This window comes from Pararhizobium sp., from assembly GCF_035497515.1.
In the GTDB taxonomy this organism is placed as follows: domain Bacteria; phylum Pseudomonadota; class Alphaproteobacteria; order Rhizobiales; family Rhizobiaceae; genus Pararhizobium.
This window is the reverse complement of sequence record NZ_DATJDJ010000033.1, coordinates 1-15,031: the sequence shown is the minus strand read 5'-3', so window position 1 is coordinate 15,031 and position 15,031 is coordinate 1. Positions and strand designations below refer to the sequence as shown.

Below are 15,031 nucleotides of genomic sequence, written 5' to 3'. Positions count from 1 at the left end.
CTCGAACTGTTGCCGACCTGACCATAAGAACCGATCCAAGGACGATCCGATGAATGCGCATTCCCGCACGTCAGCCACATCCAGCACGCCGCTTCGTGCGCTGCACTCTCTCGATGGCCTCTGGCAGTTCCGTCACGAAAGCGATGGCGACTGGCGTGAAGCAAAAGTGCCGGCACACTGGCAGTCCTGCTTCGAGGATCTCGCCGTCAGCTTCGGATCCGCGACGTACCGTCGGACGTTCGCGCTGCCGACCGGCTGGGGTGACCGGGAAATCGCCATCTGCTTCGGCGCGGTCAGCGATCTCGCGATCGTTTCGATCAACGGCACGGAGATCGGTCGTCACGAGGGCGGTTATCTTCCTTTCGAATTCGTCATTCCCGCCGGCCTGCTGAAGGCCGACAACACGGTCGAGGTCGTGGCTGTCCTGCCGGATGCGCATCGCAAGGAACACGACACCGATTTTGCCGAAATCCCGCACGGCAAGCAAAGCTGGTACGGCCCGCAGGGCGGCATCTGGCAGTCGGTGAGACTTGAAGCGCGCGATTCAAGGCACATCGTCTCCCTGCGCCTCGACCCGGTCTGGCCGGAAGGCCGTCTGGAAATCAAGGCCGGCTTGACGACAGACGTCACCGGTCTGCTGCGAATCGATATTACCGGCCCGGACAACGCATCCATCTTTTCCGGCACGCTGCCGGTTGGCGGCACGACCCTCGACCATGCGGTCCAATTCGATGCCGTCCAGGCCTGGTCGCCGGACAGGCCGAACCTCTATACGATCCGCGCGACGCTGATTGTCGACAGCCGGGAGATCGACAGCCGGCAGGAGGCCTTCGGCTTCCGCCGCTTCGAAGCGAAGGACGGTTTTCTCCATCTCAACGGCCAGCCGCTTTATCTGCGCGCCGCCCTCGATCAGGATTATTACCCCGACGGTTTTGGCGCGCCGCCTTCGCTGGACCTGCTGGAGGACCAGTTGCGCAAGGCCAAGGCGATGGGGCTGAACTGCCTGCGGTGCCATATCAAGGTGCCGGATCCACGTTATTACGAGGTGGCGGATCGTCTGGGCATGCTGATCTGGACTGAAATTCCCAATATCGAAACCTTCACCCCAGCCTCCGCCCGGCGGCTTCGCACGACGATGGAAGGTATTCTGGCTCGCGACCGCAACCATCCCTCGATCGTCATCTGGACGCTGATCAACGAGGACTGGGGCACCCGGTTGCGCGAATCGGCCGAGCAGCGCCAGTGGATTTCCGACATGGTCGACTGGCTGCGCACGGAGGATCCGCAGCGTCTTGTCGTCGACAATTCCGCCTGCTTCCCGAACGTGCACGTCAAGACCGACATCAACGATTATCATTTCTACCGCACGGCGGTTGACCGCCGCGAAGAATGGGACACGCTCTGCCGGGAATTTGCCGGTAATGCCGACTGGACCTTCTCGACCGAAAATGAAGCCGTGCGCACCCGCAAGGAACCGCTGATTCTCTCCGAATTCGGCGTCTGGGGCCTGCCCGATCCGGCCCTTCTGCGCGACGAGACCGGCCGCGATCCCTGGTGGATGGCCTATGGCGCGACCTGGGCCGATGGTGCGGCGCTGCCGCAGGGCATCGAGGCACGCTTTCGCGAACTCGGCCTTGGTCAGGTTTTTGGCACGGTCGGCCAGTTCATCGAGCAGGTGCAGTGGTATCAGTACATGAACCTGAAATATGAGATCGAGGTCATCCGCAGCCACGCTCCGATCGGTGGTTACGTTATCACCGAGTTCACCGACGTGCATTGGGAAGGCAACGGTCTGATGGACATGGCGCGCAACCCGCGCCCCTTCGCGCAGGCCCTGCCGGCCGTCAATTCGGACATCGTCATTGCGCCGGGCGCTTCCCGCCACGCGGTCCATGGCGGCGACGAGGTCCCGTTCGATATCAAGGTCTCGACCGGCGGCGACACGCTTCCCGAAGGCAGCCGGCTGACCTGGGAGTTCGGCGCGGAGAGGGGCGAGGTGGCGCTGCCGCCTGTCACGCCGATGCAGGTGCATGACGCAAGGATCGTTCCGGTCGCCGTACCGGCTTCGGCATCCGAAATCCGCAAGGCAAGCTTCAGCCTCGTCGCGCCGGATGGCACCGTGCTGTCGCGCAACTCTGAAAACATCGCCGTCTACGGCAAGCGTGACGCCCTGGCGCCGATTCGATTCGCCTCGGACAATGACGACATTTCCGAGCGATTGACGGCGCTGGGTCATCTCAGCGTCGCGCGGGGTGAAGCCGATGTGTTCGTGACCCATGATCTCGATGCCGGGCGCGTCGAAGCGATCCACTCGGGCGAGCGCGTCCTGCAAATCGTCGACAAGGAGCCTGGTCGCCTGCGGGACGATCTGGCCCCGCGCGATGGTCCGATGTCGATCGAGATCGACCCGGGAGCAGGAGGCATGATTTCCGGGCCTTATTTCAGTTTCCCCGGCTACAATCTGGTCAACCGCCACAAGTCGATCTGGCGCGGCGACTGGGTGGGTAATTTCTCCTGGCTCAGGCGCGACGGCGCCTTCGCCCATGTGCCTGGTGGTCCGCTGTTCGACCTGTCCTTCACCGATGTCGTGCCGTTGCAGGTGATGAGCGGTTTCCGGCCCTGGGAATTCCAGGGGCGCGTCCATGCCGGCGTCGTCATCGGCTGGGTCCACAAGCCCGCTGCCTTCATCATCGAGAAGCGGCTCGGTCGCGGCAAGCTGGTGGCGACGACCTTCAGGCTGAACCAGCAGGCGCCCGACGCCGATCCTCTGGCAACAGCGCTCTATGACGGTCTGCTGGTGCTTGCAAGACGCCAGTGAGCTGATCTGCACGGGTCCGTTCTGCCGTACCAGGGCCGCGCAAAATTTCATTCTTGCGCGGCCTTGCCATTGGAAAACCGGCGGCGGCACGATCCGCCCGACAGCCGCATCCTTGCCTCAGGGCTAGTGAAAACAATTGCGTTTGAAAGCGATTGGACAGTTGCGCACCGTCACCGCGCTCGAGATACTGCAGAACGCCGACACAGGGGCTGAAGACAGGATAACCGAAAAAGGAAAATGGTGGGCGATGACGGACTCGAACCGCCGACATCCTCGGTGTAAACGAGGCGCTCTACCAACTGAGCTAATCGCCCTTCGCGAAGCAGAAGCAATGTCCACCGCGTCGGTGGCCGTGATCTATGCGTATCGGTGAAAAACCGCAAGAGCGTAAACTCAGATTTTTCTGATTTTTTTGCAAGGCCTCGACAACTTCGGTGGTGGCGGGAGAAATCGGATGTGGAAAAGCCGACAGCAGGGAAGGCGCCGCCGGTCCATGCCATGGACTTTTCATCCTGTTCTTTCAGGCCTGTGGAAACAATTCACTGACTGTCACGGTTTTGTCTGCAAACCTGCTTGACACCCAAAGATGAACCTCGTAGTTAGCCGCTCATCGAAGCGGCCAAGCCGGTTCGAACGGATGTAAAAGCATCCGGATCACTTGAAATGAAATGCGCGGGTGTAGCTCAGTTGGTTAGAGTGCCGGCCTGTCACGCCGGAGGTCGCGGGTTCGAGCCCCGTCACTCGCGCCATTTCAAGAATAACTGGTTCTGCCAGGATCCGGAATTTTTACACGATAAATGCGCGGGTGTAGCTCAGTTGGTTAGAGTGCCGGCCTGTCACGCCGGAGGTCGCGGGTTCGAGCCCCGTCACTCGCGCCATTTTCGTCTCATGGGAAATGTCCTCGATTTCAGCGCACCGTTTTTTGTGCCGCTGATGTGATTCCCCCAGCCTGATCTCACCTGCAGCGCTTCCAGGCTTCTCCTTTGGCTCTCGTTGGAATGGTATACGGTCGATGCCGCGGCACGATCAGGCGTGCAGGACTTTCTCAAAGCGGTAGGTGGACTGGTCGTCACCAAGTTCGCAGCTTCCGGCTTCCTCCACCTGACGGCAAACGAAGTCGATCCTGGCTTCGTCCGCGCCCAAGGCGAGAATCAGCGCCTCGCGCAGGTCACTCGCTGTCATGAATTGCGGTTCGCCGTCGCAAGAACCCGCATGCAGGGCCGAGAGCCGCACCATGATCGGCATAAAGGTTATTCCCTTGCCGGAGCGACATGCCTCGTCATGAAGAATGTCCCATGCGGCTGGCGATCGCATGCGAGAGGGCAGGGCATGTCGATGGCGAGCAATCTTCCTCATGGCACCTGGACCTTTCGCCGCTCCGTTTCACACGATCACGGCTCGCAAGAGCCCTTGACATGCGAAGACTGAGACTCACGCCGTTGGAGGCATCCTGTCACTCCTATGTGTCGGCGGCGCGTCAGGCCGTCAGGTGCGGGCTGGCTGCGGCTTGACGTAGATATGCGCTTCGATGGCGGCGGCGATCAGGTCCTGCCGAACGAGTTCCGGCGGCTGCTTTCCCCGAAAGGAATCAAGGCAGGTCAAAACGGCGAGCTTGTAGCTCGGCCCGCGTTTTTTCGGCCATTTGTTGAGGAGCAGGTCTGCCGCCTGCAGCGAACTCGCCACGGTGATGACATCCTGACGGTCGTTCAGTTCGAACAAAACACTCTCATGCCAAATAATGTCATCCATGAGGCAATACTCCATTAGCGCTACTTTACGCAATCAAGCTTGCGTCACGATTGCGTGCCGCAAGCCATGCAAATTGCGGATGCTGGCCATGCAGCGATGCCGTATCTCGAAAGGACCGCCTGCAGCCTTGCCGTGTCTGCCATGGGGCATTTCAATCGATTTTAGCCGGCGCGACCATATGTCCGCGAGAACGGCGGCAAAAGGGCTGGCGCACGGTAGTGCCCGCCTTTGCAAAGGTTTGCGGCAATTTGCGCCGGGCTGCCGGAGATGCTAGATTTTGCCCGGTCTTCATTCCGGCCATACAAGGGGGTGAAAACCGTTCTGAAGACTTGCACAGCGGCGCTGCCTGCGCTAACCACGTTGGCGTTGCAACATATTTTTCGGCCTGTGAGCCTTGTTTTCTGCGCTTCTCCAGCGCGCCTCGCAGGCAGGGACGGATACAATGACAGACCTTCTCGGCTCCTACATCCCGATTGCGATTTTCATCGGTATTTCGCTGGTTATCGGCCTTGCACTGCTGGTGGCGCCGTTTGCGGTCGCCTACAAGGCGCCGGACGATGAAAAGCTCTCGGCTTACGAATGCGGCTTCAACGCATTCGACGATGCCCGCATGAAATTCGACATCCGATTCTACCTCGTGTCGATTCTCTTCATCATCTTCGACCTCGAAGTGGCGTTCCTGTTTCCCTGGGCCGTTTCCTTCAAGGAGATGGGCTGGTTCGGTTTCTGGTCGATGATGGCATTTCTCGGAGTGCTGACCATCGGCTTCATCTATGAATGGAAAAAGGGAGCGCTCGAATGGGAGTAGCAACCAACATGCCGGCCGTATCCCAGGCGCCAAAGGGGATCATCGATCCCTCCACTGGCAAGCCGGTCGGCAGCAACGACAAGTTTTTCGGCGAGATCAACAATGAGCTCGCCGACAAGGGTTTTCTGGTCACCTCGACCGACGAACTCATCAACTGGGCCCGTACCGGTTCGCTGATGTGGATGACCTTCGGTCTTGCTTGCTGCGCTGTCGAAATGATGCAGATGTCGATGCCGCGGTATGACGCCGAGCGTTTCGGCTTCGCGCCGCGCGCTTCACCGCGCCAGTCCGACGTGATGATCGTCGCGGGCACGCTGACCAACAAGATGGCGCCGGCGCTGCGCAAGGTCTATGACCAGATGCCCGAGCCGCGTTACGTCATTTCGATGGGCTCCTGCGCCAACGGCGGTGGCTACTATCACTATTCCTATTCCGTGGTGCGCGGCTGCGACCGCGTGGTGCCGGTCGATATCTATGTGCCGGGCTGTCCTCCCACGGCAGAAGCGCTGCTTTACGGCGTGCTCCTGCTGCAGAAGAAAATCCGCCGCACCGGCACGATCGAACGGTAAGGGCAGGGGACCTGATCAATGAGTGAAGCCCTGAACGACCTTTCAACCTATCTGCGCGAAACGCGCGGTGCGCTGATTGCCGATGCTGCCGTCAATTTTGGCGAGCTGACGGTGACCACGACCGCCGACGACGTGATCGAACTCCTGACGTTCCTGCGCGATGACGCCCGCTGTGGCTTCGTCAATTTCGTCGATATCTGCGGTGTGGACTGGCCCAAGCGCGCCGAGCGCTTCGACGTCGTCTACCACCTCCTGTCGCCGAAGCAGAACCTGCGCATCCGCATTAAGATCGCGACCGGCGAAGATCAGCCGGTGCCGTCAGCCTGCGCCGTCTATCCAGGCGCCGACTGGTTCGAGCGGGAAGCCTATGACATGTACGGCATCCTCTTTACCGGCCATCCGGACCTGCGGCGCATCCTGACCGACTATGGTTTTGAAGGCTATCCGCTGCGCAAGGACTTCCCCACGACCGGTTTCGTCGAAGTTCGCTACAATGACGAAGTCAAGCGTGTCGTCTACGAGCCCGTCGAACTGAAGCAGGAATTCCGAAACTTCGACTTCATGTCGCCCTGGGAAGGAACGGACTACGTTCTGCCTGGCGACGAGAAGGCAAAGCAGTAAGAACAAGGAAGGCCGGCACCTACGCTTATCGTGAAGGTGTCCCGGCTCGGAGCAAGCGGCATGAACGAACATAACGTCCGGAATTTTAACATCAATTTCGGCCCGCAGCATCCGGCGGCGCACGGCGTGTTGCGTCTTGTGCTGGAGCTCGACGGCGAAATCGTCGAGCGCGTCGATCCGCATATCGGCCTGTTGCATCGCGGTACTGAAAAGCTGATCGAGACCAAGACCTATCTGCAGGCGGTGCCCTATTTCGACCGGCTCGACTATGTCGCGCCGATGAATCAGGAGCATGCCTATGCGCTGGCGGTCGAAAAGCTGACGAAGACGGAAGTTCCGATTCGCGGCCAGCTGATCCGTGTCCTCTATTCGGAAGTCGGTCGTATCCTGTCGCACCTCCTGAACGTGACCACGCAAGCCATGGACGTCGGAGCGCTGACGCCGCCGCTTTGGGGTTTCGAAGAGCGCGAAAAGCTAATGGTGTTTTATGAGCGCGCTTCGGGATCGCGCATGCACGCGGCCTATTTCCGGCCCGGCGGCGTGCATCAGGATCTGCCGCAAGAACTCGTCGAGGATATCGGCAAGTGGATCGATCCGTTCCTGAAGACCGTTGATGATATCGATGAGCTCCTGACGGAAAACCGCATCTTCAAGCAGCGCAATGTCGATATCGGCGTGGTTACGCTGGACGACGCCTGGGCCTGGGGTTTTTCGGGCGTCATGGTGCGTGGATCGGGTGCGGCCTGGGATCTGCGCAAGTCGCAGCCTTACGAATGTTATGCCGACATGGATTTCGACATTCCGATCGGCAAGAATGGTGACTGCTACGATCGCTACCTGATCCGCATGATCGAGATGCGTGAATCGGCCAAGATCATGCGCCAGTGCGTTAATCGCCTGTTGGGCGATGCCAAGATCGGACCGGTCTCGTCACTCGACGGCAAGATCGTGCCGCCGAAGCGGGGCGAGATGAAACGCTCGATGGAAGCGCTGATCCATCACTTCAAGCTTTACACCGAAGGTTATCACGTGCCGGAAGGCGACGTGTATGCCGCGGTCGAGGCCCCGAAGGGCGAGTTCGGCGTCTATCTCGTTTCGGACGGCACCAATAAGCCGTATCGCTGCAAGATCCGCGCCCCGGGATATGCGCATCTGCAGGCGATGGACTACATCTGTCGCGGCCACCAGTTGGCGGACGTATCCGCCATTCTCGGCTCTCTGGATATCGTGTTCGGCGAGGTAGATCGTTGATGCGCGCGGCGGCCTTCGGATTGTTGGGATTGCTGGCGGCTTGCGGACCGGCCTTGGCGCAGGATGCCGAGCAGAAGTCCGATGATCCGAATGTTGCTGGCGGTTCGTCCGGCGGCAGCCTCGGACAGTTGCTGTCCAGGGGGTATGAAATCAAGGCTGCAGTGCAAAATGGCACGCGCTACATCGTATTTGTGCAAAAAGACCAGTCGGCCTATGCCTGCGAATTCGTCTCCCTGACGAAATCGCGGTGTGGTTCGATTAACTGATAAGGTGCCGGAAGAATGTCCGTTCGTCGACTAGCCGATGAAAATGTCCAGCCAGCGGCCTTTGCGTTCAGCAAGGACAATGCGGTCTGGGCCAAGGCCACGATCAAGAAATACCCGAAGGGCCGCGAGCAATCTGCGGTCATTCCGCTGTTGATGCGGGCGCAGGAGCAGGATGGCTGGGTCACCAAGGCGGCGATCGAAAGTGTCGCCGATATGCTGGCGATGCCCTATATCCGCGTGCTCGAAGTTGCGACCTTCTATACCCAGTTCCAGTTGAAGCCGGTCGGCACGCGCGCCCACGTCCAGGTCTGCGGCACGACGCCCTGCATGCTGCGCGGTTCGGAAGACCTGATCAGCCTCTGCAAGAAGCGCATCCATCCCGATCCGCTGACACCCAACGAAGCCGGCACGCTGTCGTGGGAAGAGGTGGAGTGTCAGGGGACCTGCGTCAACGCACCGATGGTGATGATCTTCAAGGATACCTATGAAGACCTGACGGTTCCGCAACTGGAATACATCATCGACCGTTTCGACGCAGGCAAGGGCGGCGACGTTAAGCCCGGTCCGCAAATCGACCGTATCTTCTCCGCGCCTGTCGGTGGTCCCACAACGCTTCTGACACCGGAAAAGAAGCCGGCTGCGCCGCGCGCCAAAAAGGTTGCCGATGAAGCTGCCGTCAGCGTGCCGCCGTCGAATGCCGGCCGTGCAAAGACTGACGCTCCGGAAACCGATCCAAGCTTAAAGACCCCAGTTACGGCAAAGTCCGAATCCGCCGCCAACGATAAGATCGCCGGCGAGACGAAGGCAGAAGGCGGCAATGCCGGGACCGTTGCGGCAGCGCCTGCTGCTCTGATGAGCAAGCCGGCTGCCGTCGCAAAGCCGTCGCTCGAGGACAAGAACCGTCCCGCGGGCATCGAAAAGCCGGCCGCTCTTGACGATCTCAAGCTGATCTCGGGCGTTGGTCCGAAGATTGAGGGCACCCTGCACGAACTCGGCATCTTCACCTTTGCGCAGGTCGCAGGCTGGAAGAAAGCCGAGCGCGAATGGGTGGACGGCTATCTGAACTTCAAGGGCCGCATCGAACGCGACGACTGGATCAAGCAGGCCACGGCGCTGGCCAAGGGCGGCGAAGCCGAATACATCAGAGTTTTCGGCAAGAAGCCGCGATAGACAGGTGAACCATGCTCGACGATAAAGACCGCATTTTTACCAATATCTACGGCATTCACGACAAGTCGCTGAAGGGTGTGCTCAGCCGTGGGCATTGGGATGGCACCAAGCAGATCCTGGAAAAGGGTCGCGACTGGATCATCAACGAGATGAAGGCTTCCGGTCTTCGCGGCCGTGGTGGTGCTGGCTTCCCGACGGGCCTCAAATGGTCCTTCATGCCGAAGGAAAGCGACGGACGCCCGCATTATCTCGTCGTCAACGCCGACGAATCCGAGCCAGGTACCTGCAAGGACCGGGACATCATGCGCCACGATCCGCATACGCTGATCGAAGGCTGCCTGATCGCGAGCTTCGCGATGGGCGCGCATGTGGCCTATATCTATGTGCGCGGCGAATATATCCGCGAGCGCGAAGCGCTGCAGGCGGCGATCGACGAATGTTATGACGCCGGTTTCCTTGGCGCCAACAACAAGCACGGCTGGGACATGGAAATTTATGTCCATCACGGCGCCGGCGCCTATATCTGTGGCGAAGAAACAGCTTTGCTCGAAAGCCTGGAAGGCAAGAAGGGCCAGCCGCGCCTGAAGCCTCCATTCCCGGCCAATATGGGTCTCTATGGTTGCCCGACGACCGTCAACAACGTCGAATCGATCGCGGTTGCGCCAACCATCCTGCGCCGTGGCGCCGGCTGGTTCTCGGCCATCGGCCGCCCGAACAATGTCGGCACCAAGCTGTTCATGGTCTCCGGCCACGTCAACCGTCCCGCGACCTTCGAAGATGCGATGGGAACGCCGTTTCGCGAAATGATCGAGCGTCACTGCGGCGGTATCCGCGGCGGTTGGGATAATCTGCTCGCGGTCATTCCCGGCGGTTCGTCCTGCCCGGTGGTCAAGGCCGAGCACATCATCGATGCGCCGATGGATTTCGACGGTATGCGCGATGTGAAATCGTCGTTCGGCACCGCCGCCATCATCGTCATGGATCGCTCGACCGATATCATCAAGGCGATCTGGCGCCTGGCAGCCTTCTATAAACATGAGAGCTGCGGCCAGTGCACACCATGCCGTGAAGGCACGGGCTGGATGATGCGTGTCATGGAACGCATGGTTCAGGGCCGCGCCCAGAAGCGCGAGATCGACATGCTGTTCGATGTGACCAAGCAGGTCGAAGGCCATACGATCTGCGCGCTTGGCGATGCGGCCGCCTGGCCGATCCAGGGACTGATCCGCAACTTCCGTCCGGAGATGGAAGCGCGGATCGACGAATATACCCGCAACTCCACCTCGCATGGTGCGGTGCTTCAGGCGGCGGAGTAGGGGCACATGGCCAAGCCCGATCACGGAATGGACAAGGACAAAGAGGCAGGATCTGCCGGTCCTGCCTTCGCTTCCGGGATCGGCGGCGGCAATGATCCATTCGGCATGGTCGAATGGTTGAAGGATATGCCGAAGGTGCAGCTGCATCCGCTGATACAGCACCCGGCGGCGGCGTTTGCGGCAGCCACCGCGATCGGTATCGGCATGACCAGCCATGTGGCCGGCTTCATGCTCGGGGCGATGCAGGGTATGGCGGAACGGGCACAGACGGCGGCGTCGGCTGAAACGGAAAAGCAAGCGCCCGTGGAAACACCGGTGCGCAAGCCCGAACCGGAAGCCAAGCCTGCAGTGAAGGTCGCAAGGCCGAAGCGGCAAAAGGCGGCAACGCGGGTGGTCGAGACGAAGGCGGACGACCTGAAGAAGATTTCGGGCATCGGCCCGAAGCTGGAGCAGGTCCTGAACGGCATGGGCGTGCGGCGTTACGCGGATGTCGCGCTGTGGACCGATAAGGATATGCAGCGGTTCGACGAGCATCTGGGGTTTTCCGGGCGTATCGCGCGGGACGGCTGGGTCGAGCAGGCAAAGGCCCTGATGAAGGGCGGGAACTGAGAGTTTCGGGCGCCGCCGCGATGGCGTCGTCCAAGGATTGGCGTGCCTAATAATATCTGTTTGCCGCTGATGCTGGCGAACGAAAGACAGGATTGAGACTAAGATGGCAAAGCTGAAAGTCGACGGAAAAGAGATCGAGGTTCCGGATCATTTCACGCTGCTTCAAGCGTGCGAGGAAGCCGGCGCCGAGGTTCCGCGCTTCTGTTTCCATGAACGGCTGTCGGTTGCCGGCAACTGCCGCATGTGTCTGATCGAGGTGAAGGGCGGGCCGCCGAAGCCGGCCGCATCCTGCGCCATGGGTGTGCGCGACCTGCGCCCCGGCCCGAACGGCGAGACGCCGGAAGTCTTCACGACCACGCCGATGGTCAAGAAGGCCCGTGAAGGCGTGATGGAATTCCTGCTGATCAACCATCCCCTCGATTGCCCGATCTGCGACCAGGGCGGCGAATGCGACCTGCAGGACCAGGCGATGGCCTTCGGCGTCGATTCGACCCGCTACACCGAGAACAAGCGCGCCGTCGAAGACAAGTATATCGGCCCGCTGGTGAAGACCGTGATGAACCGCTGCATCCATTGCACGCGCTGCGTCCGGTTCACCACCGAAGTCGCCGGCATTGCCGAACTCGGCCTGATTGGCCGCGGCGAAGACGCCGAGATCACCACCTATCTCGAGCAGGCGATGACCTCCGAGCTTCAGGGGAATGTCGTCGATCTCTGCCCCGTTGGCGCGCTGACCTCCAAGCCCTATGCCTTCCAGGCCCGCCCATGGGAACTCGGGAAGACCGAATCGATCGACGTCATGGACGCGGTCGGCTCGGCGATCCGTGTCGATACCCGCGGCCGCGAGGTGATGCGCATCATGCCGCGCGTCAACGAGGAGATCAACGAGGAGTGGATTTCCGACAAGACCCGCTACATCTGGGACGGATTGAAGACCCAGCGGCTCGATCGTCCCTATGTGAAACGCGATGGTCGGCTCCAGCCCGCCAGCTGGAACGAGGCCTTTGCCGCTATCAAGGCTGCCGTTGCAAAGACGAGCCCGGACCGGATCGGCGCGATCGCCGGCGATCTCTCTTCGGTCGAGGAAATGTATGCGCTGAAGGAATTGATGTCCTCGCTCGGCTCGACGAACATCGATTGCCGCCAGGATGGCGCGGCCCTCGATCCTTCGCTTGGCCGCTCGAGCTATCTCTTTAATCCAACGATCCAGGGCATCGAAAATGCCGACGCTCTGCTGATCATCGGCTCGAATCCGCGTTTCGAAGCCTCGATTCTGAATGCCCGCATCCGCAAGCGGTTCCGCATGGCCAATTTCCCGATCGCGGTGATCGGCGAACAGGCCGAGCTGCGCTATTCGTATGAGTATCTCGGCGCTGGCACGGACTCGCTGGCCGAACTGGTTTCCGGCAAGGGCAAGTTCCTGAGCGTGCTGAAGAAGGCCGAGCGTCCGATGATCCTCATCGGCCAGGGCGCGATCTCCGTCGGCAATGGCGCCTCGGTTCTGGCTGCCGCTGCCAGGCTGGCTGGCGCGGTTGGCGCAGTGACCGCCGATTGGAACGGGTTTGCCGTCCTGCACACCGCCGCCTCGCGTGTCGGTGGCCTCGACCTTGGCTTCGTGCCGGGCGAGGGGGGCAAGACTGCCGCCGACATGCTTGATGGAACGGATGTGCTCTTTCTGCTCGGCGCCGACGAGATGGATTTTTCCGGCAAGAGCGCCGGCTTCACCGTCTATATCGGCTCGCACGGGGATGAGGGCGCCCATGGCGCCGACGTCATCCTGCCGGGCGCCACCTATGCGGAGAAGTCCGGCATCTGGGTCAATACAGAAGGCCGGGTGCAGATGGGCAACCGGGCCGGCTTTGCGCCTGGCGATGCGCGCGAGGACTGGGCGATCATCCGCGCCCTTTCCGACGTACTCGGCAAGAAGCTGCCATTTGATTCGCTTGGCGAACTGCGCGGCAAGCTCTATGCGGCGCATCCGCATTTCGCCGATGTCGACATGATTGCCCCGGCTGGAAGCGGTGAAATTGCCGCACTCGCACAAAAAGCCGGTGAGATGGCCAAATCGGTGTTTGCGTCTCCGGTGAAAGACTTCTATTTGACGAACCCGATAGCACGCGCATCCGCCGTCATGGCCGAATGTTCGGCTTTGGCACGCAACAATTTCAAAGCTGCGGCGGAATGAGCGCGAAGGAATAAGACGACAATGGACGCTTTCATTTCGACCTATGTCTGGCCAACGGCCATCATGATCGGCCAGTCGCTGCTGCTGCTGGTCGCGCTGCTGGTTTTCATCGCTTACGTCCTGCTCGCCGACCGCAAGGTCTGGGCGGCGGTGCAACTGCGTCGTGGACCGAATGTGGTAGGCCCGTGGGGACTTTTCCAGTCCTTCGCCGATCTTTTGAAGTTCGTCTTCAAGGAGCCGGTCATCCCGGCGGGCGCCAACAAGGGCCTGTTCCTGCTGGCTCCGTTGGTCTCGGTGACGTTGGCGCTGGCGGCCTGGGCTGTCGTGCCGCTCAACGAAAACTGGGTGATGGCCAATATCAATGTCGGCATCCTCTATGTGCTGGCGATCTCTTCGCTCGAAGTCTACGGCGTCATCATGGGCGGCTGGGCATCGAACTCGAAATATCCATTCCTGTCGGCGTTGCGTTCGGCCGCGCAGATGGTGTCCTATGAGGTCTCGATCGGCTTCGTCATCGTCACCGTGCTGCTCTGCGTCGGTTCGCTGAACCTGACGGATATCGTCAATTCGCAGCGCGATGGCCTCGGTACGATGATGGGCCTGCCGGGTTCCTTCCTCGACTGGTACTGGCTGCCGCTGTTCCCGATGTTCATCGTCTTCTTCATTTCGGCGCTGGCAGAGACCAACCGTCCGCCCTTCGACCTCGTCGAAGCGGAATCGGAACTGGTCGCCGGCTTCATGGTCGAATACGGCTCCACCCCGTACATGATGTTCATGCTCGGCGAATATGCCGCCATCTGCCTGATGTGCGCGCTGACGACGATCCTGTTCCTCGGCGGCTGGCTGCCCCCGGTCGATGTCTGGTTCCTCAACTGGGTCCCGGGTATCGTCTGGTTCGTCCTCAAGGCTTCGATGGTGTTCTTCATGTTCGCCATGGTGAAGGCCTTCGTGCCGCGCTATCGCTACGACCAGCTGATGCGTCTGGGTTGGAAGGTCTTCCTTCCGCTGTCACTCGCCATGGTCTTCATTGTTGCAATTACGCTGAAACTGGTGGTGTGGGCCTGATGTTCGCAAACCATTTCACAAAAACAGCCGGCGTCTCCCAGGCCGGCACGTTTGGAGGTTGATGATGGCAAGTCTTTCGCAAGCCGTCAGTTCGCTGTTCCTCAAGGAATTCGTCGGCGCGTTCTTCCTGTCGATGCGCTATTTCTTCGCGCCGAAGGCGACGCTGAACTACCCGTTCGAAAAGGGGCCGATCAGCCCGCGCTTCCGCGGCGAACATGCGCTGCGCCGGTATCCGAACGGTGAAGAGCGCTGCATTGCCTGCAAGCTGTGCGAGGCGATCTGTCCGGCCCAGGCGATCACCATCGAAGCCGGCCCGCGCCGCAACGATGGCACCCGCCGCACGGTTCGTTACGATATCGACATGGTGAAGTGCATCTATTGCGGTTTCTGCCAGGAAGCCTGTCCGGTGGACGCGATCGTCGAAGGTCCGAACTTCGAGTTCGCCACCGAGACGCGCGAAGAACTCTACTACGACAAGGACCGGCTGCTTTCCAACGGTGACCGTTGGGAGCAGGAAGTCGCCCGCAATATCGCAATGGACTCGCCTTACCGCTGAGACCGCTGCGCCGGGATTGCGTCCGCAGCCAAGGCGGACATCATTCAG

The 15,031-nt window shown here is 60.5% G+C and carries 14 protein-coding genes and 3 tRNA genes; 14 read left to right on the top strand and 3 right to left on the bottom strand.

The annotated features are described in order from the left end of the window. The first annotated feature begins 49 nt into the window (after positions 1 to 49). Positions 50 to 2,818 (top strand): glycoside hydrolase family 2 protein, encoded by a 2,769-nt coding sequence (locus tag VL202_RS02865; RefSeq protein WP_325462666.1) that lies wholly within the window; start codon positions 50 to 52, stop codon positions 2,816 to 2,818. Positions 2,819 to 3,056: 238 nt separating this feature from the next. Here the strand turns inward: VL202_RS02865 and VL202_RS02860 are convergent. Further along, positions 3,057 to 3,132 (bottom strand) — tRNA-Val (locus tag VL202_RS02860). Between the two features lie 358 nt (positions 3,133 to 3,490). Here VL202_RS02860 and VL202_RS02855 point away from each other — a divergent pair. Then, a tRNA-Asp gene (locus VL202_RS02855) sits at positions 3,491 to 3,567 on the top strand. Between the two features lie 52 nt (positions 3,568 to 3,619). Next, a tRNA-Asp gene (locus VL202_RS02850) sits at positions 3,620 to 3,696 on the top strand. 148 nt (positions 3,697 to 3,844) lie between these two features. Here VL202_RS02850 and VL202_RS02845 read toward each other — a convergent pair. Both VL202_RS02845 and VL202_RS02840 read right to left on the bottom strand, forming a co-directional pair. Continuing rightward, positions 3,845 to 4,063 (bottom strand): hypothetical protein, encoded by a 219-nt coding sequence (locus VL202_RS02845; RefSeq protein ID WP_325462665.1) that lies wholly within the window; start codon positions 4,061 to 4,063, stop codon positions 3,845 to 3,847. A gap of 240 nt (positions 4,064 to 4,303) precedes the next feature. Next, positions 4,304 to 4,567 (bottom strand): DUF982 domain-containing protein, encoded by a 264-nt coding sequence (locus VL202_RS02840; RefSeq protein ID WP_325462664.1) that lies wholly within the window; start codon positions 4,565 to 4,567, stop codon positions 4,304 to 4,306. A gap of 442 nt (positions 4,568 to 5,009) precedes the next feature. On the opposite strand from VL202_RS02840, the gene VL202_RS02835 reads away from it, so the two are divergent. The 11 genes from VL202_RS02835 (at position 5,010) to nuoI (ending at position 14,983) form a co-directional block, all read left to right on the top strand. Beyond that, a complete protein-coding gene (locus VL202_RS02835) occupies positions 5,010 to 5,375 on the top strand; it encodes an NADH-quinone oxidoreductase subunit A (protein ID WP_325462663.1) in 366 nt (121 codons plus the stop codon). After that, positions 5,366 to 5,944: an NADH-quinone oxidoreductase subunit B gene (locus VL202_RS02830; RefSeq protein ID WP_325462662.1), complete on the top strand. Its 579-nt coding sequence runs from the start codon at positions 5,366 to 5,368 to the stop codon at positions 5,942 to 5,944. Before VL202_RS02835 ends, VL202_RS02830 begins: the two co-directional genes overlap by 10 nt. 18 nt (positions 5,945 to 5,962) lie before the next feature. Next, positions 5,963 to 6,565, top strand: a complete 603-nt coding sequence (locus tag VL202_RS02825) for an NADH-quinone oxidoreductase subunit C (protein ID WP_325462661.1) — start codon at positions 5,963 to 5,965, stop codon at positions 6,563 to 6,565. A gap of 60 nt (positions 6,566 to 6,625) precedes the next feature. Continuing rightward, positions 6,626 to 7,816, top strand: coding sequence for an NADH-quinone oxidoreductase subunit D (locus VL202_RS02820; RefSeq protein WP_325462660.1), 1,191 nt, complete (start codon positions 6,626 to 6,628; stop codon positions 7,814 to 7,816). Further along, positions 7,816 to 8,082 carry a hypothetical protein gene (locus VL202_RS02815; protein ID WP_325462659.1) on the top strand — a complete coding sequence of 89 codons (267 nt, stop codon included), beginning with the start codon at positions 7,816 to 7,818 and terminating at the stop codon, positions 8,080 to 8,082. The genes VL202_RS02820 and VL202_RS02815 overlap by 1 nt, the downstream gene beginning before the upstream one ends. Positions 8,083 to 8,097: 15 nt before the next feature. Beyond that, entirely contained in the window at positions 8,098 to 9,252 is a 1,155-nt protein-coding gene (locus tag VL202_RS02810) for an NADH-quinone oxidoreductase subunit E (protein ID WP_325462658.1), read from the top strand. Between the two features lie 11 nt (positions 9,253 to 9,263). Further along, a complete protein-coding gene (nuoF, locus tag VL202_RS02805; protein WP_325462657.1) occupies positions 9,264 to 10,568 on the top strand; it encodes an NADH-quinone oxidoreductase subunit NuoF in 1,305 nt (434 codons plus the stop codon). Positions 10,569 to 10,574: 6 nt separating this feature from the next. Further along, a complete protein-coding gene (locus tag VL202_RS02800; protein WP_325462656.1) occupies positions 10,575 to 11,177 on the top strand; it encodes an NADH:ubiquinone oxidoreductase in 603 nt (200 codons plus the stop codon). Positions 11,178 to 11,280: 103 nt separating this feature from the next. Next, the gene (gene nuoG / locus VL202_RS02795) at positions 11,281 to 13,362 is read left to right on the top strand and encodes an NADH-quinone oxidoreductase subunit NuoG (RefSeq protein WP_325462655.1); all 2,082 of its coding nucleotides are present in this window, start codon (positions 11,281 to 11,283) and stop codon (positions 13,360 to 13,362) included. 21 nt (positions 13,363 to 13,383) lie between these two features. Beyond that, positions 13,384 to 14,427, top strand: a complete 1,044-nt coding sequence (gene nuoH / locus VL202_RS02790; protein ID WP_325462654.1) for an NADH-quinone oxidoreductase subunit NuoH — start codon at positions 13,384 to 13,386, stop codon at positions 14,425 to 14,427. A 64-nt stretch (positions 14,428 to 14,491) separates the two neighbouring features. Beyond that, on the top strand, positions 14,492 to 14,983 hold the full coding sequence (nuoI, locus tag VL202_RS02785) for an NADH-quinone oxidoreductase subunit NuoI (protein ID WP_325462653.1): 492 nt from the start codon (positions 14,492 to 14,494) through the stop codon (positions 14,981 to 14,983). Positions 14,984 to 15,031: the final 48 nt, after the last annotated feature.

What these genes read in the sequence shown, in the direction of transcription:
- nuoH (WP_325462654.1), top strand. Translation starts at nt 13,384, where the DNA reads ATGGACGCTTTCATTTCGACCTATGTCTGGCCAACGGCCATCATGATC.
- VL202_RS02820 (WP_325462660.1), top strand. Translation starts at nt 6,626, where the DNA reads ATGAACGAACATAACGTCCGGAATTTTAACATCAATTTCGGCCCGCAG.
- nuoF (WP_325462657.1), top strand. Translation starts at nt 9,264, where the DNA reads ATGCTCGACGATAAAGACCGCATTTTTACCAATATCTACGGCATTCAC.
- VL202_RS02815 (WP_325462659.1), top strand. Translation starts at nt 7,816, where the DNA reads ATGCGCGCGGCGGCCTTCGGATTGTTGGGATTGCTGGCGGCTTGCGGA.
- VL202_RS02830 (WP_325462662.1), top strand. Translation starts at nt 5,366, where the DNA reads ATGGGAGTAGCAACCAACATGCCGGCCGTATCCCAGGCGCCAAAGGGG.
- nuoI (WP_325462653.1), top strand. Translation starts at nt 14,492, where the DNA reads ATGGCAAGTCTTTCGCAAGCCGTCAGTTCGCTGTTCCTCAAGGAATTC.
- VL202_RS02800 (WP_325462656.1), top strand. Translation starts at nt 10,575, where the DNA reads ATGGCCAAGCCCGATCACGGAATGGACAAGGACAAAGAGGCAGGATCT.
- VL202_RS02810 (WP_325462658.1), top strand. Translation starts at nt 8,098, where the DNA reads ATGTCCGTTCGTCGACTAGCCGATGAAAATGTCCAGCCAGCGGCCTTT.
- VL202_RS02825 (WP_325462661.1), top strand. Translation starts at nt 5,963, where the DNA reads ATGAGTGAAGCCCTGAACGACCTTTCAACCTATCTGCGCGAAACGCGC.
- nuoG (WP_325462655.1), top strand. Translation starts at nt 11,281, where the DNA reads ATGGCAAAGCTGAAAGTCGACGGAAAAGAGATCGAGGTTCCGGATCAT.
- VL202_RS02840 (WP_325462664.1), bottom strand. Translation starts at nt 4,567, where the DNA reads ATGGATGACATTATTTGGCATGAGAGTGTTTTGTTCGAACTGAACGAC.
- VL202_RS02865 (WP_325462666.1), top strand. Translation starts at nt 50, where the DNA reads ATGAATGCGCATTCCCGCACGTCAGCCACATCCAGCACGCCGCTTCGT.
- VL202_RS02845 (WP_325462665.1), bottom strand. Translation starts at nt 4,063, where the DNA reads ATGCCGATCATGGTGCGGCTCTCGGCCCTGCATGCGGGTTCTTGCGAC.
- VL202_RS02835 (WP_325462663.1), top strand. Translation starts at nt 5,010, where the DNA reads ATGACAGACCTTCTCGGCTCCTACATCCCGATTGCGATTTTCATCGGT.